26 protein-coding genes are annotated in these 23,403 nt (G+C 69.2%); 10 read left to right on the top strand and 16 right to left on the bottom strand.

All coding sequences use genetic code 11. The annotated features are described in order from the left end of the window. Nucleotides 1–24 precede the first annotated feature (24 nt). The 4 genes from M1L36_RS18180 (at nt 25) to M1L36_RS18165 (ending at nt 3,976) form a co-directional block, all read left to right on the top strand. A complete protein-coding gene (locus tag M1L36_RS18180) occupies nt 25–660 on the top strand; it encodes an MBL fold metallo-hydrolase (protein WP_250875156.1) in 636 nt (211 codons plus the stop codon). Between the two features lie 293 nt (nt 661–953). Further along, nucleotides 954–1,280 carry a DUF7344 domain-containing protein gene (locus M1L36_RS18175; protein ID WP_250875155.1) on the top strand — a complete coding sequence of 109 codons (327 nt, stop codon included), beginning with the start codon at nt 954–956 and terminating at the stop codon, nt 1,278–1,280. A gap of 123 nt (nt 1,281–1,403) precedes the next feature. Then, complete coding sequence (locus tag M1L36_RS18170) at nt 1,404–3,053, top strand: thiamine pyrophosphate-binding protein (RefSeq protein WP_250875154.1); 1,650 nt, start codon at nt 1,404–1,406, stop codon at nt 3,051–3,053. An 83-nt stretch (nt 3,054–3,136) separates the two neighbouring features. Further along, nucleotides 3,137–3,976, top strand: a complete 840-nt coding sequence (locus M1L36_RS18165) for a hypothetical protein (protein WP_250875153.1) — start codon at nt 3,137–3,139, stop codon at nt 3,974–3,976. 26 nt (nt 3,977–4,002) lie between these two features. Here the strand turns inward: M1L36_RS18165 and M1L36_RS18160 are convergent, their stop codons facing one another. From M1L36_RS18160 to M1L36_RS18110, 11 genes are all read right to left on the bottom strand, one after another. Next, the gene (locus M1L36_RS18160) at nt 4,003–4,335 is read right to left on the bottom strand and encodes a DUF8070 family membrane protein (protein WP_250875152.1); all 333 of its coding nucleotides are present in this window, start codon (nt 4,333–4,335) and stop codon (nt 4,003–4,005) included. Between the two features lie 48 nt (nt 4,336–4,383). After that, the gene (locus tag M1L36_RS18155; protein WP_250875151.1) at nt 4,384–5,478 is read right to left on the bottom strand and encodes a 3-hydroxyacyl-CoA dehydrogenase; all 1,095 of its coding nucleotides are present in this window, start codon (nt 5,476–5,478) and stop codon (nt 4,384–4,386) included. Next, complete coding sequence (locus M1L36_RS18150; protein WP_250875150.1) at nt 5,475–6,806, bottom strand: APC family permease; 1,332 nt, start codon at nt 6,804–6,806, stop codon at nt 5,475–5,477. The genes M1L36_RS18155 and M1L36_RS18150 overlap by 4 nt, the downstream gene beginning before the upstream one ends. A 111-nt stretch (nt 6,807–6,917) precedes the next feature. After that, nucleotides 6,918–7,961: an NAD(P)/FAD-dependent oxidoreductase gene (locus tag M1L36_RS18145; protein WP_250875149.1), complete on the bottom strand. Its 1,044-nt coding sequence runs from the start codon at nt 7,959–7,961 to the stop codon at nt 6,918–6,920. Between the two features lie 99 nt (nt 7,962–8,060). Further along, entirely contained in the window at nt 8,061–8,573 is a 513-nt protein-coding gene (locus M1L36_RS18140; protein WP_250875148.1) for an SHOCT domain-containing protein, read from the bottom strand. Between the two features lie 67 nt (nt 8,574–8,640). Then, nucleotides 8,641–9,345 (bottom strand): MBL fold metallo-hydrolase, encoded by a 705-nt coding sequence (locus tag M1L36_RS18135; protein ID WP_250875147.1) that lies wholly within the window; start codon nt 9,343–9,345, stop codon nt 8,641–8,643. A gap of 55 nt (nt 9,346–9,400) precedes the next feature. Then, the gene (locus tag M1L36_RS18130; protein WP_250875146.1) at nt 9,401–9,934 is read right to left on the bottom strand and encodes an SHOCT domain-containing protein; all 534 of its coding nucleotides are present in this window, start codon (nt 9,932–9,934) and stop codon (nt 9,401–9,403) included. 56 nt (nt 9,935–9,990) lie between these two features. After that, nucleotides 9,991–11,673: a tRNA uridine(34) 5-carboxymethylaminomethyl modification radical SAM/GNAT enzyme Elp3 gene (locus M1L36_RS18125; RefSeq protein WP_250875145.1), complete on the bottom strand. Its 1,683-nt coding sequence runs from the start codon at nt 11,671–11,673 to the stop codon at nt 9,991–9,993. Nucleotides 11,674–11,750: 77 nt separating this feature from the next. Then, nucleotides 11,751–12,038, bottom strand: coding sequence for a hypothetical protein (locus tag M1L36_RS18120; protein ID WP_250875144.1), 288 nt, complete (start codon nt 12,036–12,038; stop codon nt 11,751–11,753). A gap of 146 nt (nt 12,039–12,184) precedes the next feature. Continuing rightward, on the bottom strand, nt 12,185–14,335 hold the full coding sequence (locus tag M1L36_RS18115) for a DHH family phosphoesterase (RefSeq protein WP_250875143.1): 2,151 nt from the start codon (nt 14,333–14,335) through the stop codon (nt 12,185–12,187). Between the two features lie 107 nt (nt 14,336–14,442). Then, nucleotides 14,443–15,165, bottom strand: coding sequence for a YIP1 family protein (locus M1L36_RS18110; protein WP_250875142.1), 723 nt, complete (start codon nt 15,163–15,165; stop codon nt 14,443–14,445). A 95-nt stretch (nt 15,166–15,260) separates the two neighbouring features. On the opposite strand from M1L36_RS18110, the gene M1L36_RS18105 reads away from it, so the two are divergent. Together M1L36_RS18105 and M1L36_RS18100 are read left to right on the top strand one after the other, a co-directional pair. After that, nucleotides 15,261–16,292 carry a hypothetical protein gene (locus tag M1L36_RS18105; protein WP_250875141.1) on the top strand — a complete coding sequence of 344 codons (1,032 nt, stop codon included), beginning with the start codon at nt 15,261–15,263 and terminating at the stop codon, nt 16,290–16,292. A 73-nt stretch (nt 16,293–16,365) separates the two neighbouring features. Continuing rightward, entirely contained in the window at nt 16,366–16,578 is a 213-nt protein-coding gene (locus tag M1L36_RS18100; protein WP_250875140.1) for a hypothetical protein, read from the top strand. Here the strand turns inward: M1L36_RS18100 and M1L36_RS18095 are convergent. Then, on the bottom strand, nt 16,575–16,754 hold the full coding sequence (locus M1L36_RS18095; RefSeq protein WP_250875139.1) for a hypothetical protein: 180 nt from the start codon (nt 16,752–16,754) through the stop codon (nt 16,575–16,577). The two genes, M1L36_RS18100 and M1L36_RS18095, sit on opposite strands and share 4 nt — an antisense overlap. Next, nucleotides 16,751–17,653: an HhH-GPD family protein gene (locus M1L36_RS18090; protein WP_250875138.1), complete on the bottom strand. Its 903-nt coding sequence runs from the start codon at nt 17,651–17,653 to the stop codon at nt 16,751–16,753. Before M1L36_RS18090 ends, M1L36_RS18095 begins: the two co-directional genes overlap by 4 nt. 102 nt (nt 17,654–17,755) lie before the next feature. Here M1L36_RS18090 and M1L36_RS18085 point away from each other — a divergent pair, with 102 nt between their 5' ends. The 3 genes from M1L36_RS18085 to M1L36_RS18075 all read left to right on the top strand — a co-directional run bounded on the left by M1L36_RS18085 (nt 17,756) and on the right by M1L36_RS18075 (nt 18,895). Next, nucleotides 17,756–18,028 (top strand): hypothetical protein, encoded by a 273-nt coding sequence (locus M1L36_RS18085; RefSeq protein ID WP_250875137.1) that lies wholly within the window; start codon nt 17,756–17,758, stop codon nt 18,026–18,028. 39 nt (nt 18,029–18,067) lie between these two features. Then, entirely contained in the window at nt 18,068–18,388 is a 321-nt protein-coding gene (locus tag M1L36_RS18080; RefSeq protein WP_250875136.1) for a ribbon-helix-helix protein, read from the top strand. 153 nt (nt 18,389–18,541) lie between these two features. Further along, nucleotides 18,542–18,895 carry a DUF7344 domain-containing protein gene (locus M1L36_RS18075; protein ID WP_250875135.1) on the top strand — a complete coding sequence of 118 codons (354 nt, stop codon included), beginning with the start codon at nt 18,542–18,544 and terminating at the stop codon, nt 18,893–18,895. Between the two features lie 139 nt (nt 18,896–19,034). Here M1L36_RS18075 and M1L36_RS18070 read toward each other — a convergent pair whose 3' ends face one another. Together M1L36_RS18070 and M1L36_RS18065 are read right to left on the bottom strand one after the other, a co-directional pair. Next, nucleotides 19,035–20,372, bottom strand: coding sequence for a class-III pyridoxal-phosphate-dependent aminotransferase (locus M1L36_RS18070; RefSeq protein ID WP_250875134.1), 1,338 nt, complete (start codon nt 20,370–20,372; stop codon nt 19,035–19,037). 93 nt (nt 20,373–20,465) lie between these two features. Then, complete coding sequence (locus tag M1L36_RS18065) at nt 20,466–21,725, bottom strand: MgtC/SapB family protein (protein WP_250875133.1); 1,260 nt, start codon at nt 21,723–21,725, stop codon at nt 20,466–20,468. A gap of 82 nt (nt 21,726–21,807) precedes the next feature. Between M1L36_RS18065 and M1L36_RS18060 the strand changes: the two genes are divergently transcribed. After that, nucleotides 21,808–22,995: an AI-2E family transporter gene (locus tag M1L36_RS18060; RefSeq protein ID WP_250875132.1), complete on the top strand. Its 1,188-nt coding sequence runs from the start codon at nt 21,808–21,810 to the stop codon at nt 22,993–22,995. On the opposite strand, the gene M1L36_RS18055 is transcribed toward M1L36_RS18060, so the two are convergent. Then, nucleotides 22,992–23,285 carry a PadR family transcriptional regulator gene (locus tag M1L36_RS18055; RefSeq protein ID WP_250875131.1) on the bottom strand — a complete coding sequence of 98 codons (294 nt, stop codon included), beginning with the start codon at nt 23,283–23,285 and terminating at the stop codon, nt 22,992–22,994. The two genes, M1L36_RS18060 and M1L36_RS18055, sit on opposite strands and share 4 nt — an antisense overlap. Between the last annotated feature and the right edge of the window lie 118 nt (nt 23,286–23,403).

Raw genomic sequence — 23,403 nt, 5'->3', positions numbered from 1 at the left:
CGCTCGGCCCGCCCACGCTCAGCCATGACAACAGCCGACACGGACGTGGTCGAACGGGTCGACGGTATCTACGACGTCACCTGCGTCGAGCGTGATACCGGCCGTATTCGGGCGTTCCTCGCCGACGCCGACGTGCCGACGCTGTTCGACGCCGGCCTGCCCGACACCACCGACGCGCTCCTCGCGGGCATCGAGTCGACGGGTGTCACGCCCGAGCAGGTCGTCGTCACCCACGCCGACGGCGACCACGTCGGCGGTGTCGACGCGGTCTGCGCCGAGTACGGCTGCGACCTCTACCTCCCGGAGGGGTCGAACCCGGACGTCGAGTCGGCTCACGAGTTCTACGGCGAGGGCGACACCTTCGCCGGGTTCGAGGCCGTCCACGCGCCGGGCCACCGCGCCCACCAGCACCTGCTCGTGAACGAGGACCGGGGGGTCGCCGTCATGGCCGACGCCGCCAGTGGCGCGGACCAGCGGGGGCTCCCGAAGGGCCACTTCCACCTCCCACCGGGCGTCTACTCCGAAGACCTCCTGTTGGCCGAAGAGAGCCTCGCGAAGCTCCGCGAGTACGACTTCGAGGTCGGACTGGTCTACCACGGCTCGTCGGTGCTCGAGGCCGCCAGCGAGAAGCTCCGGACGTACGTCGAACTCGTGGAGTGACGCCGCGGTGCCACGGTCGTCGTCCGACTCCCCTTCACACCACCCACTCCGCTCCGTTCCACTTCCCTCCACCAGACTCCCCGACGAACGTGTAACTCCGAACAGATTTGGGTGGAATCTCCGGAAATGTTTATTCGGTGACTCGACCTGCGTCGCGTGTGGTTCGCCTCGACGGTGAGCCACCACCGTCGGTCCGTCCACGACGGGCCGCACGGTGACCGGCCGGACGCGATACACCCGACCGGCAGCGGTCGAACAGCGAGACGAACAACTCCACAACCCCCCACCCCCACATGTTTCCGCTCACAGGATACGACCCCCAGAGCCTCTCGAAGGACACCGCCTACGACCTCATGCGCCACGGTTCGCGCCGTGCGGTCGTCCGTCTGCTCGGAACGCACCCCGTCGAGTGGCAACTCGATGCGTTGGCCACCGAGATCGTCGCCGACGCGTCACGGGACTCGTCGGGAGTCGGCGACGACCGACGCAGACGAGTCCTCGTCGACCTCGTCCACCACCACCTCCCGAAACTCGCCGAGGCGAACGTCGTCGAGTTCGACCACGGCGCGGGAGTCGTCGCCCCGGGGAGACACCTCCCGACCCTCCTGCCGCTGGCCTGACGGCCCACCTGGGGACCAATCGGGCACGAGTCGCGTGGAATCCCTCCGAGGCTAGTTATTTGTCGGTCGGTGTGTCGATTGTGGTATGCGACCACGAACCGACCCTCCCGTGGAGGCGACGCGATGCCGGTGACCGACGACCTCGTCGCACTGTTCGAGCGCGCCGGCCTCGACACCGTGTTCGGTTTCCCCTGCGAGCAGATGGACCCGTACTACGCCAGCCTCGCCGACTCCGACCTCCGGCACGTCCTCGCCCGCAGCGAGGCGAGCGCGGCCATCATGGCGGACGGCTACGCCCGCGCCAGCGGTCGGGTCGGCGTCGTCGACGGCGTCGGCGGCCCCGGCGCGGCGAACCTCGGCGTCGGTCTGGTCGAGGCCACCGGCGCGTCCTCGCCCGTCTTCGCGCTCACCGGCGACAACCCCGTCGCCACCCGCGGCACCGGCGTCATCCAGGACGCCGACAACGAGGCCATCCTCGCGCCACACGTGGCGGCGAGCGCCGACGCGGTGACGCCGGAGCGCGTTCTCGACGACACCGCGTCGTTGCTCCGCGAGGCGGTCGGCGGCGTCCCCGGTCCCGTCCACCTCAACGTTCCCGAGGACGTACTTCGTGCGGAGACGAGCGGTGAGACGACCGAGCGTACCGTCGCCGCCGACTTCCCCGCCGACCGTCCCCACCCCGACCCCGAGGACGTCGAGCGAGCGACCGACCTACTCCGCGCGGCGGAGCGACCGGTCGTCGTCGCCGGCGAGGGCGTCCACCGCGCGGCGGCCCACCGGGCGCTCGTCGCGTTCGCCGAGACGACGAACACACCCGTCGTCACCTCGATGAACGGGAAGGGAGCGGTCGCCGAGACGGCCCCGTACGCGCTGGGCGTCGTCGGCCGCTGGGGGTTCTGCCAGGTGGCGAACGACGCCGTCGCGGACGCGGACCTCGTCCTCGCGCTGGGCTGTCGGCTCGGCGAACTCACGACCGTCGGCTGGTCGCTGCTCGACGACGATGCGACGGTGGTCCACGTCGACCGCGACCCCGCCTGGCTCGGCCGGAACTACGACGCCGAGGTGGCGATTGCCGCCGACCTCCGGGCCGCCGTCGAGTCGCTGACCGGCGCGCTCGACGACGACGAGTTCGCCGACCGAGCGGGTCGCGTCGAGTCGCTGGCGGCCGACCGCGCCGACTGGCAGGAACACCACCGCGACGAACTGGAGAGCGACGCGACGCCCATCCGCCCGGCCCGCGTCGTCGCCGACATCGGGACCGCGCTGCCCGACGACGGCGTCCTCGTCAGTGCGACCAGCTACTCCGGGTTCTTCTCGGGAGCGTTCCACGAGGTGCCCCGCGCCGGTCTGGGCTACGTCCAGGCTCGCGGGAGCGACGGCATCAACTACGCCCTCCCGCAGGCGCTCGGCATCCAGGTCGCTCGCCCCGACGCACCCGTCGTCGTGCTGACGGGCGACGGCGGTCTCGGCTACCACATCGCCGACCTGGAGACCGCCGTCCGGGAGGACCTCCCCGTCACCGTCGTCGTCGCGGACAACGCGATGCTCGGCTCCTCGAAGGCGAGCCAACTGGGGAACTACGCCGTCGACCAGTCGACGGACTTCGCGAGCGTCGACTACGCGCAGGTCGCTCGCGGCTTCGGCTGTGCGGCCGAACGCATCGAGGACCCGTCGCGACTCGCCGGAGCGCTCGCCGAGGCCGTCGACAGCGACCGCCCGACGCTGCTCGACGTGGTGGTCGACCCGTACGCCGCACCGCCGGTGCTGGTCTGAGGATGCCGACCGGACCGCCTCGACCCAGCTGTGAGGCCCGGACCTCACAGAAGATTGAACAGACGACCCGTCGATAGTGGGCTGTGCGCCGTACGCTCTCGCTCGCTCTCGTCGTGGTCGTCTGTCTCGCCGGCTGTAGCGGCGGGGTCGGGAACGACGCCGAGACGCGGGCCCCCTCGTCCCCGGCGGCCGTCCCCACCGACGACCCCCTCGAACACCCGCCCGACGGGTTGGACGCGACCGGTATCGACGACCCGTTCGCGCTGGCCGACGCCCACACCGCGGCGCTGGCGAACACCAGTTTCACCGTGCGACAGAACCAGACCCTCACGGCGGCGAACGGGACCGTCCTCGTCGACTCGACTACCACGACCCGGATCGCGAGCGACCACGGGCGGACGCGCTCGACGACGAACGGGACCGGCGACGTCACGCGGTTTTTCGACCGACCTGTGACTCGCGTCGAAGGCTGGTACGACGGACAGCGCCACTACTACCGCGGGGTGGGGCCGAACGGGACCGCCGTCGTCGACGTCGTCAGGCTCGGAACGCCCGGCCAGCGCGCGGAACTCGCGCTCGAACCGTTCTACCTCGGTGCCGAGACGGTGAGCGTCACGCCGGCCGGGAGCGACCTCGAACTTCGACTCCGTGGACCCGCCGGGAACCTGACGGTCGGTGGCGAACGGGTCGAGGTCACCCAGGCGACGGTCACCGTCCGACTGACGAACGAAGGGCGGGTCGAACACTACCGCATCGAGTTCGAGGGACGACTCGCCGACGCCCCGGAGACGCGCGTCGAAGGGGTCGAGACGGTCCGGTACTCGGCGGTCGGGTCGACGACGGTCGAGCGCCCCGACTGGTTCGACGAGACTCGCGGGACGACCGACGAGCCCCGCGATTCGGCCGACGAAACTCCCGAGTGAGTGGGGCGGTTCGGCGGCAGCGTGGCCTACCCGAGGTACGCCCCGGCGACGGCGACCGTCGCGAAGGCGATGACCGCCAGGCCAACCCCGTAGAAGAGGAGCACCTTGTCCAGTGGCATCGCGGTGTGTTCGCTGACGATGGTTCGTTGGCCCCGGGCGAGGCCCGCCTCGGGGACGCTCGACCCGACGACCCGGTAGTCGCTGGCACCGACCGCGAACAGCACCAGCAGGAGGCCGACGCCGAACAGACTGAACACCGCGAGTTCGCTGCCGAAGACGATCGCGACGACCGCGACGGTGAGACCGGCGTAGACGAGGCTGTACCGCAGGAGACAGCGACCGACCGTGTGGAGGACCATGGTTCGTGTTAGGTATCCGATGATAAGAGTGTATCCACGCCGAGGCGGTCAGAAGACGGGGTCGTAGACGCCCGCGCCGGTCTCCTCGTGGCGGCGCACCAGCGTCTCGCGGAGGTACTCCGAACCCAGCATCGCCTCGACGTCGAACGGCCCGACCTCGCCCCCGGAGCCGCGTTTCAGGACGTCGTTGACCGTCTCCGCGTCGGCCACGCCGTCGGCGACGAGGCGGTGGCCCTCGTTGACGAGGGCGGCGACGACGGGCGTCACGTCGTACGTCTCGTCGGTCTCTGGGACGAGGCAGGTCTCGCCGTCCCACTCGAAGAACCCCTCGCCGGTCTTCGTGCCGAGGCGGCCCTCCTCGCGCATCCGCTCCATGCGTTCGCGGGACTCGGCGGGCGGGGCGTATCGGTCGCCGTACGCCTCCGCGAGGTTGTCGACTGTCGCGAGGTGGACGTCGAGGCCGATGAGGTCGATGAACTCCAGGGGACCGCGGTCGAACCCGATGGCGCGGGCCGCGCCGTCGATGGCCGCGGGCGAGGCGACGCGCAACTCCCACGTCGCGGCGCACTTGATGCTCGCCGAGAGCCGCGAGAGACAGTTCGCCCGGTACTCCGCACCGAGGACGACGGGGTGTTTCCCGATGTCCTCGGCAACCTCGACGGCCAGATTCAGGGCCGCGTCGCTTGCGTCGTCGCCCGATATCTCGACGACGTCCCGGGGGATGGCGGGGTTGGCGAAGTGGAACAGGACGACACGCTCGGGGTGCTCGGAGTCGGCGGCGATGGCCGAGGGTGTGAGCGAGGAGGTGTTCGTCCCGACGACGGTGTCGGCGTCGAGCACCGCGTCGAGGTCCGCCAGCAACGACCGCTTCAGGCCGAGACGCTCGGGGACGGCCTCGACGACGAACCGCGCGTCCGCGAGCGATTCGATGCTCCGGTCGTAGACGATGCGCTCGGCCGGGTCGTCCTCGGCGACCAGACCGGCGTCGGCGAGCGCGTCGCGGAGCGTCTCGCGGTGGTAGTCCCGAGCGGCCGCCAGCGCGTCGGGGTCGACGTCGACGAGCGTCACGTCGTGGCCGCCGTTGGCGAACAGGCCGGCGATGTCCCGACCCATCACGCCCGCGCCGACGACACCGGTCCTCACAGCGACCCCTCCACGACGGGGTCGGGGTCGCGCTCGCCGGCACCGAGTCGGGTCCGGACGAGGTAGTAGCCCGCGCCGAGTGCGACGAGACCGAGCCAGGTCGCACAGACGACCGGCGACTGGGTGGCGAGGACGACGAACAGGAGCGCGTTGCAGACCACGGCGCTCGCCGCGAGGACGGTGGTCGCGCGCCGCCCGACGTACGAGGGGACCGCCGCGAACGCCTCGGGTCGGCGACGCACCGCCCGGATGGCCGCGAGCATCACGGGGACGATGAGGAAGATGCCGCCGAACCCGAGCAACGTCCCGAGTTCCGCGATGGGGAGCGGGCTGACGAGCGCCAGCACCGACAGCAGGTACACCAGCGCCAGCCCCCAGTGTGGCGTCCCGAAGCGGTCGTTCGTCGTCGCGAGGACGCCCGGAACCAACCTGTCGGTCGCCAGCGCGTCGAGGTACTTCGGGACGATGATGAACACGGCGTTGATGGACGTCGTGATGGCGAACAGCGCGCCACCGACGACGAAGAAGCCACGCAGCCCCGGCGAGAGGAACGCGTCGGCGGCGACCGTGAGCGGTTCGTCCGTCAGCGCACCGACCCCGACCGACCCGACGGCGACGACGGCCGTCGCGACGTACAACAGGAGGACGAGCGGGACGCTGATGGCGAGCGACTGCGGGAGCGTGACCGTCGCCTCCCGGACGTCGCCGCCGATGTCGACGACGAAGTTCGCACCCAGACAGACGAAGTAGAGGACGGCCGCGCCCGCGACCAGTCCCGTCGGGCCAGTCGAGAACAGCGGCGTCAGGTTCGCGGTGTCGACGGCCGGTGCGCCACCGACGACGAACACGCCGAGTGCGGCGACGAGCGCGACGAACAGCAGCACCTGGACGCGGGCGGCGACGTGGATGCCCGCGAGGTTGACGAGGAAGAACGCGGTGAGCACCGCCAAGCCGACGACGACGGGGTCGACGGCGACCAGCGACTCGACGTACTGGCCGAACGTGAGCGCGTACAGCGGCAACCCGCCGCCGAACATGCTCACGCCCAGCCCCCACGCCGCGAGGAAGGCGACAAAGGGCGAGACGAACGCCCGCGGGTAGCGGTAGTTCCCGCCGGTCGTCGGGAACGCCGCACCCAACATCGCCGTCGGGACGAGACCGAGCACGACGATACCGAACGCGAGCGCGAACGAGACGAACACGCCCGTGCCCGCGATTCCCGTCGCGACTCCGGTGAGACTGAACAGCGCACCGCCGACGACCAGACCGACCTCGATGGCGACGGCGTCGAGCAACCCGACGTCACCGCCCTCCCGTTCGGTCAGCACGGACACACCCCTCGTTGCATGATGACGGCTAGCACTCTGAGAGGGAGGACAAAAACCCTCGCCTCGGTCACAGGTTCCCGACGGCACGACGGACGCGCGAGGCAGCCGTCGTCAGTACGTCTTCGCGTTCCGCGCCTCCACGATGCGCTCGCCGACCGCGAACCCGTTGCGCAGTGCGGCGTGGACGCGGGCTTCGCCGGCCACCCAGTCGCCAGCGAAGTAGAGCCCGGCGTCCTCCGTCGACCGGTGGGCGTCGCCCGTGACGCCGCCGTCCGGGAGCGCGTATCGCCACCCCTGCCGGTCGGTCCAGTCGGGGGCGGCGAACCGGTCGTCGTCGAGCAGTTCCGCGACGTGTCCCACCGCCTCCCGGAGCACCTGGTCGCGGTCGTCGTCGATGCGGTCGCCCGACCAGTCGTGGCCCATCTGGGCGACCAGCAGGCTCTCGCCCTCGGGGACGTGGCCGGGTTTGAGCTCCTCGCGGGCGAGCCAGCCGACGGGGTGCTCGCCGTCGGTGTCGATCAGGGCGTACCACGAGCGGTCGAGGGTGAACGGGTAGTGGAGCACGGCGGTGAACACCGACGCGTAGTCGACGGCCGCGACGGCGTCGTGCGCCGCGACGCGTCGGTCGTCGTCCCACGCCATCGCCGCGAGCAACTCGGCGGTCTGGGGTGCCGGCGGCGTGAGCACGACCGTGTCGAACGACCCGAGGACGGTGTCGGCGGCGTCGGCCAGCGACCACCGCCCCTCCTCGCGAGCGACGGTCTCGACGCGCGTCTCGCGCTGGACCGTCGCGTCCGTGGCCGCGAACAGCCGTTTGGCTAGCTGGGTGATGCCGTCCTCGTAGGTCCACTTGCGTTCGTCGCTGTCGCGCCCCGGCGATATCTCCCCCGCCGAGTCGAACGTCCAGACGGGTTCTTCGACCTCGACGAGGCCGTTCGTGTCCAACTCCTCGGTCAGCAGCCGGGTGACGCGCTCGTCGTCGTCCTTGACGTAGTTCGCGCCGTAGTCGTAGCGACAGCCCTCCTTGCGACGGGTCGCGGCCCGACCACAGACGCCACGGGACTTCTCGAAGACGGTGACGTCGGCGTCGGCGTCTCGAAGCGCGTAGGCGATGGCCGCACCCGCTGCACCGGCTCCGACGATTGCGACGGTCATGTCCGAACCGACGGCCGTGCGACGCAAAAAGACGCGGACCGCGGTAGTCCACCGCGACACTCGGCTCCCGCTGCGGTCGGTGGGCGTCGCCCGGCGCTCTCACTCGTACTCCCGGTCGCGCTCGTCGAGTCGGTCTCGGTCGCGGAGACTCTCGCGCTCGCGCCGGGCCGCCCGCTCCTCGGCGTTCTCCAGCGTGTCCGTCTCCAGCAGGCGTTCCAGTTTCGCCTCGAACTGGGCGTCGGTGAGTTCACCCGCCGCGTAGCGACGTCTGAGGGTCTCCAGCGGCGTCTCGTCCGGCGTCGAGGCCGGCGAAGCGGTCGTCGCGGTGTCGCGGTCCGTCTCCGGGTCGCTCCCCCACCCCGTCCCGAACCAGTCCTCCTTGGTCCCCCACCACGCCGACTGACCGTCCTCGTCCCACCACTCCTCGCGGTCCTCGTCGTCGCCAAACAGCAACGAGACGATGGGGATGACGACGATGTAGCCGAACAGCATCAGCGGGAGCCACCACTCCACACCCAGGAACAGCGCCGCGAGCCAGGTGCCCGTTACCAGCGTCGAGGCGATGCCCGTCGCGTTCTCTCGGAGGCGCTCTCGCGGCGTGTCGGCACTCATCGCACGACCGTTTCGCCGACGAGGTGAAAACACTCCCGAATGGGCAGGTGTCGGGGCCACCGACCGCTCAGTCGACGCGCGAAGAGAGCGCCGCGACGCGGTCGCTCCCGCCGCGGACGAACGGCGTCCCGTGGCCGGGACAGACCACCTCGAACGACCCCGCCCGGTCGCTGAACGCCCGGATGCTGGCGCGCAACTCGCGCATGGAGTAGCTGTCGCCCCAGAACGGCGGCGTCAGTTCGCCGTCGGTCTCCCACAGCAGGTCGCCGACGAACGCGACCCCGGCGTCGTGGACGTACACGGTGTGGCCGGGGTTGTGACCGGGCGTGTGGTACGCGGTGAACGACCCGATACGGTCGCCCTCGGCGACGCCTCGGAAGGCCACTCCGTCGAGGTCGAACAGCTCGCGAGCGAGGCGGTGGAACGCTCCCTTGTGGTGGACCCACGGCGGGTCGGCGGTCCCCCGGACGAGCGCCACGTCCCCCGCGCCGAGGTAGACCTCGGCGTCGAACCGCGCTCCCCCGAGTCGGTGTGCGAGGCTGGTCAGCCCGCCGACGTGGTCGAGGTCGTAGTGCGTCAGCAGGACGCGGTCGACGTCCGCGGGCACGTAGCCCGCCGCCGCGAGTTCGGCCCGGAGCGACCGACGGTTGAGCGGCATCCCGGTGTCGACGAGCGTCACGCCGTCCTCGCCCTCGAAGACGTAGGCGTTGACGACGAACGGTTCGGTCCAGCCCAGTTGGAGGCGGTGGGTGTCTGCGCGGACCCGTTCCATGCTCGTCCGGAGGGGTCGCGGGGAGAAAAGCGGAGCAGTCCGACGTCGACCCCGGTCAGGACTCCGAGACGGCGTCGCGGTCGAACGTGCGCTCGGCGGACTCGACGGTCCGCGTCCCGTCGAGTCGAGCGAGTTTCCTGTCGAACTGTTCGTCGGAGAGTTCGCCCCGAGCGTAGCGGAGTTCGAGGACTGCACGAGCGTCGTCGGGGTCGTCCTCGTCGGCGAGCAAGCGTTCGACGCGACCCTCGAACTGGGGTTCGCTGAGTTCGCCCGCGGCGTACCGACGGCGGAGTTCCGCGAGGGCGTCGTCGGTCGTCGGCCCGTCGGAATCGACCATCGGAGCCTCGCCGGCGTCTGTGGACCGAGTGGGTGCGGTCTGGACGACGTCGTCGAGAGCCGTGCTCGTGCGACGCCGAACCTCCTGTTGCCGATCGTCGCCGAACGCCATCGTCGCGGCCCCAGCGAGGGCCGTCAGTAACAGAATCGTAACGACGAGCCCCCCGACGCCGATGAGAATCGAGACGGCTGCGAGTACACTCGCGGCGAGCGCGACGATTCGGGCCGATTCGGCGAGTGGAGAGCGAGACACGACCGACTGTTCTCCTCCGGTGACAAAAACCCTACCAACCCACCACCGGACCCTCTCTACAGCGACGTCGAGACGTACGGACCGTCCTGGTAGTAGCCCAGTTTCTCGCGGTAGTACTGGCGGACGCCGATGCCGGAGATGACGGCGAGTTTGTCGAAGCCGGCGTCGCGGGCGCGGCGCTCGGCCTCCCCCAGCAGGCGCTTGCCGAACCCTTTGTGCTGGAAGTCGTCGTCCGAGTCGGCGCTCGCGGTTCCACCGTCGTCTCGCGGCTCGCGGCCCACGCCGACCTCGTTGCCGTAGACGTGGAGTTCGCGGACGATAGCGGCGTTCTCCAGTTCGCGGCGCACTGGGTCGTTCGGGAACCGCAGGCGACAGAACCCGACGAGCAGGTCCTTCTCGGGGTCCTCGAAGGAGATGAACTGCTCGGTGCCGCCACACACCTCGTAGGTGAGCGTGTCCATCTCGATGGACTCGGGGCTCTCGTCGTTCATCCCGACCTCGCGACAGCGGATGCAGTCACACGTCCAGCCGTGCTCGTCCATGCGCTTGCGGGCGAGTTGGCGGAGGTTCGACTTCCAGACGCCGGCGTCGATGAAGTCCGCGGGGATGTCACGCTGGACGCGCTGGAGGCGGGTGTACTTCGGAATCATCGACTTGATCTCCGCGACGAGGTCGGCGGCTTCCTCGTTGGTGAGCGGGTCGTACTCGTCGCGTCGCCACATGTCGTAGGTGCGGGTGCCCCGGACGACGAGCGTGGGGTATATCTTGAGGTAGTCCGGTCGCCAGTCGGTCGAGTCGAACAGCTCTCGGAAGTCCTCCAGACACATCTCGGGAGTCATCCCCGGCTGGCCGGGCATCATGTGAAAGCCCACCTTGAACCCGGCGTCGCGCAGGCGGCGGTTGGCGTCGACGCTGGCCTGGATACCGTGCCCGCGGTGCATCTCGCGGTTGATGCGCTCGTAGGTCGTCTGGACGCCGACCTCGACCTTCGTCCCGCCGAGCGCGAGCATCCGGTCGACCTGCTCGGGGTCACACCAGTCCGGTTTGGTCTCGAACGTCGTCCCGATGTTGCGCACGTCGGCCGTCTCGTTCTCCGCGACGACGTCCTCGAGGTAGCTGAACTCGTAGTCCGCGGGGTCCTGCGCGAAGCTCTCGTCCTGTGCGGGTTCGGGCTCCTTCTCCACGTCGTAGTCGTTCATCGCCTCCAGACAGCGCTTGACGAAGTGCTCCTGGTAGTCGTGGCTGCGGGCGGTCATCGTCCCGCCCATCACGATGAGTTCGGCCTTGTCGACGGGGTGCCCGATTTCGCGCAGTTGCTCCAATCGGAGCGTGACCATCCCGTAGGGGTCGTAGTCGTTCTGGACGCCGCGGGCGGCGGCGGGTTCGTGACCCGTGTAGCTCTGAGAGGAGTCGAACTCCGAGGCTGGGCCGCCCGGACAGTAGAGACACTTCCCGTGGGGGCACATGTGCGGCGAGGTCATCACCGCGATGGGCGAGACGCCGGAGGCGGTACGGACCGGTTTCCGCCGGAGGACGGGTTCGAGTTCCTCGCGCAACTCCGGACCGGCGTGGTCGAGAATCTCCGAGTTCTTGGGCACCTTCGGCGCGGAGAACTCCGAACAGACCGCCAGTTTCTCGCTCTCGACGTCGTCGCGGTCGACCTCCCCCGCGAGGATGCGCTGGACGAGCGCCTCACACGCCTGCTCGAACGCCTCCGTCTCGGTCGCCTCGCTGCTCATTCGTTGGCGGAGCGAGGGCGTGGGCGGACAAGAGGCTGTGGTTTCGGTACGGTCCGGTGGGCCGTCGCCCGGTGGATTCAGCGGCCTTCTCGCCGCAGGTCGCGCCGGACACCCGCGAGCGCGCCCGGCAGCGTCACCGACTGGTGGTGGTTGTACTCTAGGCCGTGGATGCGCGTCGTCGCTCGGTAGACGCCACGCTCGCGCGTCACGACGACCGCGGCGTGCTCACGGCTGGCGACGATACGGTTCGCGACCGACTGCACCACCCACTCGCCGTCGAGCAGCCACGGCAGGTCCGAGAGCGTCCAGCGGCGTGACTCGGGGTCCGGGAGTCTCCTCCGACGACCGTCGATTCCCCCACTCATGGCTCGACCTCGGGCACTCCGGGGACTAAGCTATAGCTCGGGTAACAAGATGTGAGTCGTCTCGGCGTGGAAAAATATCGTCTACAGGCCGTCTATCCCGTGATTAACCACGACGGCGTTTCGCGGTGAAGGTCCGAAACAGTCGCTCAGGCGAGGTCGGCGATGGCCGCGACGACGGCGTCGACGACGGCGTCGCGTTCGCCCGCGACGAACTCGATGCGGTCGCGGCCGCCGCGGGCGTCGATGCCGGCGTTCTCCACGTTCTCGCGGGCGGCCTCGGCGACCGCGCGGGTGTCGAGGTCGAACGTCGACCGGACGTGCAGTTCGTCGGTCGCGACGCCGAGCGTGACGAACGAGCCGTCGCGGTTGCGTCGGTGGACCTCGTCGAGGAGGATGTCCGTCGACGGGAAGTCGAAGCGGTGGGTGAACGAGTCGGTGTCGAGCACCGCGAAGGCGACGCCGCCCTCGGCGCGTTCCTCGAGGTTCGCCTCGGCCGTCTCGACCTCGGTGGCGAGCTTCTCGCGGAACTGTTCGCTGATGGACTCGACGAGCGACTCGCTGTCGTCGAACAGCAGGTCCTCGACGAGTTCGCGCTTGTCCTCGTAGGACTGGTAGTACGCTTCGAGCGCGATGGCCTCCTGGAGGTGCTCGACGTCGCTCGTCTTGTAGCCCGCGTCGGCGGCGAGGTCGACGTACTCGGCGGGGGCGTCCTCCCAGAACGAGGCGGCCGGGAGGTGCCGGAGGTCCTCGCGCACGCCGTCGTTGACGTGGAGCGCGACGGCGCTGGCGAGCGCGGTGGCGCTCGTCGCGTCGTCGGTGTCCGGGGTGACCAGCACGTCGGTCGCGTCGGCGACGCCCTCGTCGACGGTCCCCGCGTCGACGACGACGCGCTCCGCGCCGTAGACGTCGAGCAGGCCGAACCCGTCGAGGGAGTCGCGGGTCGCACCCACACCGGCGAACACCATCAGCGGGAGCTTCTCGTCGTGGCGGTCGCGGTTCGACAGCATCGACGTGACGTCCTTCGTCGCGTCGTCCATGTCGTACACCGTCTCCAGCGGGCGGCGGTCGAAGTAGTGGTACACCGCGTCGCTGGAGGCGTGTTCCTCACGTACCAGCGGGAGGACGGCGCGCTCGATGGCCGCGCCGGCGAGGTAGCCGTCGACGGTCGCGTCGTGACGGACGACGACGGGTCGGGACTCGATGATGGCGCGGCGGATGGCCGTCGCGGCGTCGCGCGTGTCGTCGAGGACCGCGGCCACGGCGTCGTCGTCGGCCAGCAGTTCGGTCTCGGGCGGGCGGGCGCGCTCGTCCATCGCGTCGTCCATCCGGCTGCTGACCGTCGCCGCGTCGTCGTCCTCGAGGACGACGAGCGCCTCGGTTTCGATCTGGAGCTCGCCGCGGCGTTCGCGGACCTCGCCGTCGAGTCGGACGAGGTCGCCCATCTCGACGTCCGGGTACGCGCGGACGCCGGCCTCGACGAACGCCGCGCAGTCGACGATACCCGACTCGTCGCGGAGTTCGAAGACGGTCGGCCCGGAGGTCTGACGCACGCCGACGATGCGACCTTCGAGACGGACGACGTCGCCGACCTGGTCGTTCAGCGTCTCGATGCTCGCGCGCTCGACGTCTGCGGCCTGCTCCTCGGTGCTCTCTGCGGTCTCGGCCGTCTCAGCCGTTTCGGTGGTCTCCTCGGCCGGTTCCTGCGTGACGACCGCACCGCCGTTCGGCGTCGAGGACTCGGCCTTCGCACCCTCGCGGCGGTCCGGCTCGGCGTCGGTCGGGTCGGGAGTCTCGTCGCTCTCGGACGCGTCGTCCGACTCGGCCTGCGAGTCGTCGTCCTGCGAGGACGCCTCGGGGTCGGGCGAGGACGTGGTGACCGTCGGCGTCGGGTCGTCGTCCTCGTCGGTGTCGTCGGGGAGGTACGTCCCTTCGTCGCTGGAGGGGTCGTCGACGAGTGCGCCGCGGAACTCGCGGTCGGCCTGGCGGATGGACCAGCCGAGGTCGATGTTGCCGTTGTCGCGGACGCCCTTGACCTGCACGTAGACGGTGTCGCCGGGTTCCCACGTCAGGCTCTCCAGTCGGCGGTCGATCTCGCTGCGGTGGAGGAGGCCGGTGACGTGGTCACCGATGTCGACGAAGACGCCGAAGTCGGCGTAGCCGTCGACGGTGCCGCGGTAGAACCGGCCGCTGGTCAGTTGGTTGGCGTGCTTTCCCTTGAACTCGAAGACGACGTCCTCCTCGTGGCTCGAACAGATACGGCCGTCGGTCGACGTGCCGCAGATGATACAGCTACCCATTACTCGACTGTTCCTGCCCGGCTTGAAACGGTTGTCGGATTAACTTACACGGCCGCCGCCCCCGTCGGACCGACCCCGTTCGGTCAGAACCCCGACAGGGTAGCCCGCTACGGGCCGTTCGCGGCGGTGGCGGGCGCGGTCGCGACGTCGGTTGTGGTCACGGCGGCGGTCGTGGTGGTCGACGCGGCCGACGCGTTCGTCGCGTTCCCGGTCGGGCCGACGAGGTCGACGCCGAGGAACGCCTCCAGTGCGAAGACCCCGCCGAAGGCGTAGCCGAACACGAACGTCCCGGGGACGAGGGCCGCGAGGAGGGCCACCGCGGGCGAGAGGTCGTGGACGACGGTGAGGCCGACGACGAGCAGGAGGAAGCCGTAGGCGGCCGCGGCGACCCGCAGGGCCGGAATCGGTGCCCCGGAGAGTGCACACGGGGCGGTCGCGTACGCGACGACCTGGACGGTCTGGCTGACGCCGCCGCGATTCCGCGCCAGGCCGAGCGTCGACAGCGCGAGGAACACGAGCGTCTGGAGCGCCGCCGCGAGGTGGAGCGCCAGCGGTGCGAGGATGAGCGCGGAGACGAGGAAGCCGAACACGAGCAGGCCGGTCGGTCGTCCCGTGACGTTCGGGAGCGGTTCGGCTTCGAGCGCGAAGCGCACCGCGAGGTGGCACATCGCCACGACGACGGCGAACACCAACCCGGGTGCCTGGTCGCCGGGGGCGATGCCGTTGTGGAAGAAGCGCCGTGGCCTGACGAGCACCTCGACCCACGCCCGGGCGATGCCGACCGGTCCGCGGTCGCGGCCACCCTCCGCGGTCTCGACCCACTGCGTCACGCACGAACGGAGACTCGCGCGCCGCATGAGGGTTCCGAAGCGACCGTCGCCGGGTAGACCCAAGATATATAAGTTTTCTGTAGTAACACACTAACGTGAAAGACATCTCGCGACGACGGTTGCTCGCCGTCGGCGTGCTCGGTCGGACCGCGACCCTTGCGGGGTGTCTCCAAGGGCCGACGGGAGACGGCGCGACGACACCGGACGGAACCGACGCGTCGACACGTACGCCGGGTCACACCGCCGTGGCGACGACCGACGCCGGGGCCGAACCGGGAACGGAGACGCCGTCCGCCTCGCCCCCCGACGTGCGTATCGAAGCAGACAGCGTCGCGGTCGAACTCGCATCGGTGACCGACGGGGCGGTGACCGTCGACGCGCGCGCCGCCGTCGACGCGGCGTCGAGAGTCGCGTACACCGCACCGGTCGAGACGACGTTCGAACTGCGCGGGACGTGGGGCGGGACGAGCGTCCCGGGCGACGGGGGCCCCTTGGTCGTCTCGCGAACACTGCCCCTCGACGGTCCTCCCGCCGGGTTCGTCGCACCGGTGTACCGGGAGTCCGAGGGGTTCGAGTACCGGGTCTACGCCAATCGCGCGTTCCGCGACGCCTTCGACTGGCACCTGACCGGGTCGAGCGAACGGCGCATCCGGAAGGGCGGCGACCGCACGACCCGCTCTGCGGCGTTCGAGGAGCACGCCCCCGGCGTCTACCGCGACGTGTTCCGGCCGACCGACGTGGGGGCCGACCCCACCGACCCACTGACGGTCGCCGTCACGAACTACACCGTCGCGGAGATACTCGACGACCGCCCCTCCGAAGTCGCAGGCGTCTCGCTCGTGCCCGCCACCGGCGGCGTCGACGAGACCGTCCCGCAGGTCCGGTTCGGGTTCGTGAAGACGGAGACCGGGTACGAACTGCGCCACGCGGGCGGGGACACGGTCGACGCGGACCACCTCCTCGTCAGCGTCGACGGCGACCCGGCCGCCACCCAGTTCGAGGGGACCGTCGCCGCGGGGTCGAGCATCGCACTGAACCCACCCCAGGGTGCCGAGGTGCTCGTGTCGTACGTCGCCGAGGGCACGCAGACGACTCTCGCCGTGTTCACCGTCGGCGAGCGAGCGTAACGGGGTTCGGTACCGAACGCTCGCCGCACGTCGCCCGGAAACGTCTTTACCTACCAGTCGTACCGCTCACGATATGCCCGAAGAACAGACGCGGCGACTCCTCCGTGTCGAGGGCGCGAGCGAGGTCCTCGACGAGAACACGATTCGGCGGCGCGTGTTCCAGGTCGACGGCCTCACCGAGTTCGAGTTCGACCGGATGAGCGGTTGGCTCGACCTCGTCGGCGACACCGAGGCCGTCGAGCGCGCCGTCGTCGCGATTCGCGACCTGGGCTACCACGTCCGTTAGCCCTGGTCGAAGAACAGCACGCCGAGCGCGAACCCGACGCCGAGGGCGACGCCGAAGACGAGTATCTCCTGGACGGTCATCCCGACGAGCGCACCGACCACGGCGACGCCCAGCATCGCCGCGGTGAACCCCACCAGCGCCCGGCCGAGGTTCTCCGACCTGAACCCGACCTTCATCGCTGGAGGCGGGCGCGACCCGCCGTCACCTCCACTAGGCCGTCCGATTCGAGGTCGTCGAGGAGCTCCCGCAACCACTCCCGTCCGTACCGGCCGTCGGGCGCGTAGTCCACGCGGACGCGGTGGCCGAGCGTGTCGACGTCGAGTTCGTCGTGTTCCCGGAGCAGCTTCACGACGCGCCCCCGGAACATGCGGCGCGACCCCTCGAACGTCGGTTGCGTGGGGACGTCGGGCGCGGTGAAGTCACCCGAGGTGTAGGCGTCACACCACTCGCGCCACGGGCAACTCGCCTCGTCACAGCGCGGCGTCTGCCCGCAGGCGACTCCCCCGAGTTCCATGATGGCGTTGTTCCAGACCCGTGACTCGCCGTCGGGCATGAGGTCGTTCGCGCTCTCCTCGAACGTGCCGTCGTCGTCGGGCACCGAGAACGCGCGGTACAGCACGCGCTTGACGTTCGTGTCGACCACGGCGTCGCCCGCGTCGAACGCGAACGACGCGACTGCGTTGGCGGTGTACGGGCCGACACCGTGGAGCTCTTGGAGCGCGTCGGGCGTCTGGGGGAACTCGCCGTCGAAGTCGTCGACGACCTGGTTCGCGGCGGTGTGGAGGTACTTCGCGCGGTTGTTGTACCCCAGCGAGTGGCCGGTCCAGAACCCCACGACGTCGGCACGGTCGGCGGCCGCGAGGTCCTCGACGGTGGGCCACTCGGCCAGGAACTCCCGGTAGGCCTCCTCGACGCGCCCGAGTTGGGTCTGCTGGCTCATCACCTCGCTGACGAGGATGCGGTACGGGTCCGTCGTCTCGCGCCACGGGAACGAGCGGTGGTCGGCCTCGTACCACTCCACGAGCGCTCGCCTGACGCCCTCGCGCTCGTCCTCGGCGAGCGCCGTCTCTGTCATACTCGGGGGTCGCTCGCTGGCGGTTTAGCGGTGGTGATTCGCGTGGCGGCGGGCCGTGCCGACGCATCCGAACGTTCATGACGGCTGACTCGAACACCGCCCATGCGCTCCGAAGAGATCGCACTCGTCGGCGTCCTCCTCGCGCTCGCGCCGTTCCTCGTCGACGGGTTGGTCGCCCTCCTGGATATCGAGGCGTTCTGGCTGCTCCTCGGCGTGGCAGTCGTCTGTTTCGCCGGGGTCCACTCCGCGTTCGCGTCGACTCCCGACCCGACCTCGGCCCCGGTCCCCGGCCCCGACGTCCGAACCTGTCCACACTGTCGCGCTCGCGAGGTGGCCACGCGCGAGGACTGTCGGTTCTGTGGCGGTCGGCTCTGAGCGAAACGCGTTTGGCCCGCGGCGTTCGACTGCCCGGACATGAGTCTCGACGACCTCTCGGACGCCGTCGACGCCGCGTACGCCGACCTCGGCGACGACTACGCCGTCTCGCTCGACCGCGAGACGAGGACCGAACTCGCGCTCCTCCAGGCCGGACTCGGCCCCGAGGACGCCGACGACCTGCTCAAGCGCGCCGTCCACCTCCTGTTCCAGTCGACCGTCGAGACGGGTCGCCTCGACGCCCACCTCCGCCGGGAGTACGACGTCACCTACGACGAGTACCTCTCGGGGATGACCTACGAGCAGATGACGGGGACACCCCAACCCCCCGAGAACGACGGCCGTCGCTACCAGTTCTAGACGCTCTTCTCGGAGCGCGAGGGCCCGAAATCGTGAGTACGGGGTTTCAGTCGCGTAGATTCGAGAGGTACGTCGTGGTTCCGTCGTCGCGAGCCTAACTGATTAGGAAGTTCTCCTATAGTCGTCTGTCTTGTCTCTGTGGTCGAGAACACCATGAAATCCGAGATGACTGCGACCACGGCACACGACCTCCTGGAGACCGAGACCCGCCGGCAGGTCGTCGCACTCATGCTGGAAGTCGAGCGAGAGTGGGACGTCCGCGAACTCGCCGCGGAACTCACCCGACTCGACCCGACCGCCTCCACCGACGACGTCGAGCGTGTCGCCATCCGCCTCTACCACTGCGCACTGCCGAAACTCGCCGACGCGGACGCCGTCGACTTCGACGCCGAGACGAAAACCGTCGAATCGGGACGCCTCCTCCCCGCACTCGGTGCGCACCTCGACGACCTGCTCGGTCACGACGACCGCGTCGACGAGAAGCGCGCGTTCGTCGCGAGCGTCTGAGCGACACCCTCCGAGCACGACGGGCCGTTCCCACCGTGTCGTGGCCGCCCCGGCGAGACGACCGACTCGTAAGTCCCCGAGCAGCGGCCCTCCACAGCGCTCGCGACCCGCGGGGACTGTCGAGTCGGTCGAGACTGCCTCAGTTCACGTCGGAGACGGACTCCAACAGCAGGTCCGCCGCGAGGTCGATCTCGCGTTCCGTGACGTCGAGCGGGGGGAGCAGGCGGAGCGTGCGGTAGCCACAACCCAGCGTGAGGAAGCCGCGTGCGAGCGCGGCGTCGATGACGTCGTCGCGTAGGGACTTCGTCTCGAAGTCGAGTGCGAGCATCAGGCCGAGACCGCGCACGTCGGTGATGCAGTCGAGGTTCGCGTCTTCGAGACGCTCGACCATCTGTCGCCCGCGTTCGGTGGCGTTCTCCAGCAGGTCGTGTTCGTGGATGGCGTCGATGGTGAGCGCGCCCTGCGCGCTGGCGAGGACGTCGCCCGCGCCCCAGGTCGAGGAGATGCGCGAGCCCTCGTCGGGGAACACGTCCGAGCGGGAGATGGTCGCGCCGACCCGCAGCGCCTTCGCGCTCGTGATGACGTCCGGTTCGATGGGGTAGTGGTCCGCGCCCCACATCTTCCCGGTGCGGCCTATCCCCGACTGGATCTCGTCGGCGACGATGGGGACGTCCAGTTCGTCGGTGACGGCGGCGACCTCCTCCATGAACGCGTCGCTGGGGATACGGTAACCACCCTCGCCCTGGACGGGTTCGAGGACGAGGTACGCGACCTCCTCGGGGTCGACGAACCCCGTGTCCGGGTCGAGCATCCGCCGAAGCTGTGACCCGTCGTCGGTGAAGAAGCCACACGAACACGTCGAGGCGTCACAGCCACCGTCGTCGCAGAACGGCACGTCGTGGATGCCGGCGACCTCGGGGTAGTCCGTCCGGTAGACCGACTTCGAGCGGTTGAGCGAGAGCGCACCGAGCGTCCGCCCGTGGAACGCGCCGTGGGTGGTGATGCCGTACTGGCCCTCGGTCGCGTCGTAACAGATCTTGATACCGTTCTCGACGGCCTCAGCGCCCGAGTTCGAGAGGAAGACGGTGTCCATGTCGTAGTGGCTCGTCGCCTCGGTGAGCCGTCGCATCAGGCCCGCGGGGCCGGGGATGCCGTCGTCGCCGACGCCCTCGCCGGAGACGTAGAAGTCCTGGCCCGCGATCTTCAGCGGGTCGACCAGGTCGAACTCGGAGAGCGGGTCGAGGATCTTCGGGTTGTTGTACCCGAGCGGCGCGGCCCCGACGTGGCTGGTGAAGTCCATGAGGACGTTGCCGTCGACGTCGGTACAGAACGGTCCCGTCGCCTCGCCCGTCAGATCCCAGACGAAGTCGTAGACGTAGGTGCTCTTCGCGGCGTGCTCGCGGTGTGCCGCGGCCCATCGTCGAGCCTTCTCGCCCGGCATGGAGCGCACGTTCGGCTCCGCAGTCTCGCGGTTCATGGCCGGCCTTGGTACCAATTCACTAAATAAGGCTTCGGGATGGGGACGAAACTTGCGACCGTGGGTTGATATGTGAATGTCGGCGCGCGTGGCTTACACGATGACGGCCAGGCTGACGGCGGCGGCGGCGAGCGTCAGGCCGCCGCTCCAGATGGAAACGCGGTAGCCGAACGACCGGGTCGGGCCGGCGAGCGTCAGCGCGGCCTTCACGACGATGCTGGAGACGGTGGCGATCATCACGCCGATGATGGCGGTCTGTGCCGACAGCGCCCCGCCGGTGTAGAGGACGACCGCGGAGGTGGTCGCGCCCGCACTGGAGACGAGTCCCGAGAGCGCCGCCGCGAGGTAGAACCCCTGCTGGCCGAACAGCGCTTGAGCGAGTGCGCTGCCGACGAGGACGACGGCGAACAGCGCGCCGAACCCGAGGGCGTTGCGCAGCGAGAACGGGCTGTCGAGGTCCATCTCGACGGACTCGCTCCAGTCGGCTGTGAACGCCGCGATGGCGACGCTCCCGAGGATGACGACCCCTAGCGGGACGACCAGTCCCCACAGCGGCCCGTTGCCGAGCGTGAACGCCAGCACGATGACGAGGTTGCGGACGGCCATCGCGGCGTCGGCCAGCAGGACGGCCGCCACGGCGTAGTTGACCGCGTTCGGGCGCTGGCGGACGTGGTCGAGCATCGTCCCGACGACGGCCGTCGAGGAGACCAACCCACCGAAGAATCCGGTGACGGCGATGCCCCGAGAGCCGTAGTTCTTGACGATGGCGTAGTTGACGATGCCGATGGCGGCGACGCTCACGACGAGGAGCCACACCGTGCGTGGCTCGACCGTGATGGGGAGGTCCGCGATGGCGAACTTCATCGGCTCCGCCGGGAGCAACGGGTAGACGACGAACGCGAGGACGCCGAACTCCGTCGCCGACCGTAGCTCGTCGCGTTTCAGCCCCCACGCGAACGAGTGGAGCTCCCGCTTCAACACGAGCAGGAGCGACGAGAGGATGGCGACGGTGACCCCCGCGGTGATGTAGCCCGCGCCGACGAGCACGCCGACGCCGTAGGCGACCAGCATGGAGGTGGCCGTCGTCAGCGACAGGCCCTCGTCCTCGTCGAGCAGGCCGCGGGCGACCAGCGCCAGCCCCATCAGGACGACCAGTGCGGCCCCGACGGTCAGCAGACCGTCGCGTTCGAGGACCGTGAACATCGCCCCGAGCAGCGTGATGAGCGAGAAGGTGCGCACGCCCGCAGACCGGTGTGACCACTCGCGTTCGAGGCCCATGAACAGGCCGAGGGCCCCCGCGAGCACCAGTCGGAGGAGCAGCCCGTCTGCGAACACGGGCAACTGTTGTGACATACGTAGCACTATATACCACTCAGTACATCTTAAACCCGCCCCTTGCAACGGGATTTTTGACAGTCCATCGCCACCGACGGGTATGGAATGGCCCTCCCTCGACCGCGGACGCCTCGCGTGGGCCGCGCTCGGAGTCCTCCTCGTCGGTGTCCTCCTGTTGACGCTCTACTCGTTCGTCGGGACGTTCGTGTTCGGTCTGTTCATCTACTACGCGACCCGGCCGGTGTACGACCGGCTGAAACGCCACATCTACCCGCCGAGTCTCGCGGCGGGCGTCTCCATCTTCGTCCTCGCGCTCCCGGCGTTGCTCCTGTTCGCGTACGTCCTCGCCGTCTCGCTCCAGGAGGTGAACACCCTCGTCGAGAACAGGGGCGCGGACCTCGGCCCCCTGCAACCGTACATCGAGGAGTACGTCGACATATCGACCGTCGCCGAGAACCCCCAGGAGTTGCTCAACGACCCGAACCTCCAGAGCGTCCTCCAGGAGGGGGTGAACCAGGCTCTCGACTACGTCTTCTTCATCGGCAACGCCCTGTTCCACCTGTTCATCATGCTCGCCATCGCGTTCTACCTGCTGCGCGACGGCCCGAGACTCTCGCGGTGGGTGCGAACCCGCTTCGGCGACGACCGCGGCGTCTTCGAGGCGTACGCACGCGCCGTGGACACCGACTTCGCCTCCATCTTCTTCGGGAACATTCTCAACGCTATCATGACCGGCGTCATCGGGGCCGTCTCCTACACGCTGCTCAACGAGATCGCCCCGGGGACGCCCATCCCGTACCCGACCCTCCTGGGCCTGCTGACGGGGGTGGCGAGTCTCGTCCCCGTCGTCGGGATGAAACTCGTCTACTTCCCCATCACCGGGTTGCTCGTCGTCCGCGGCCTCCCCGGACTCGACAACCTCTGGTTCGTCGCGGTGTTCTTCGCCGTCTCGTTCGTCGTCGTCGACTCCATCCCGGACTTCCTGCTCCGACCGTACGTCAGCGGTCGGAACCTCCACATCGGGATGGTGATGTTCGCGTACATCTTCGGGCCGTTGCTCTGGGGGTGGTACGGCATCTTCCTCGGTCCCATCGCGCTGGTGCTCGTCTACAACTTCGGGACCGTGGTCCTCCCCGAACTGCTCGACGGCGAGACCATCCAGCCGTTCGCCGTCGACCCCGGAGCGATGACTATCGAGTCGGCGGGACCACCGTCCGCAGAAGAGGTCGTCGTCGACGAACCACCGGTCGAGAACCCTGGCGGGGCGTCGCCCGACGGAACCGATTAAGCCTCGATATCGACTTCGCCCTGAACGTACTGGGCTTCCCACTCGCGGCGGGCTTCGAGTTCGCGCCGTCCGCGGGCCGTCATCGTGTAGAAGTTCGTCCGGCGGTCCTGCTCGCCCTTCTCGATGAGGGCCTTCTCGACGAGCGTGTCGAGGTTGGGGTAGAGCCGTCCGTGGTGGATCTCCTTCTCGTAGTAGTCTTCGAGTTCCTCCTTGATGGCGAGGCCGTGTGGCTTCTCGCTACCGGAGATGACGTACAGGAGGTCCCGTTGAAATCCGGTCAGGTCGTACATGTGTCACTAGAATAGTATCACGGAAGGAAGTATAAACATGTCGGCATCCGGGCAGCACCGAACCGAAGCGTATTTGCCCCGTCCGCGGCCGTTTTCGTCCCTCCGCCGTCTGTCGTGC

The organism is Halomarina rubra (assembly GCF_023699475.1).
Taxonomy (GTDB): Archaea; Halobacteriota; Halobacteria; order Halobacteriales; family Haloarculaceae; genus Halomarina; species Halomarina rubra.
This window is presented reverse-complemented; position numbering and strand designations above follow the sequence as displayed.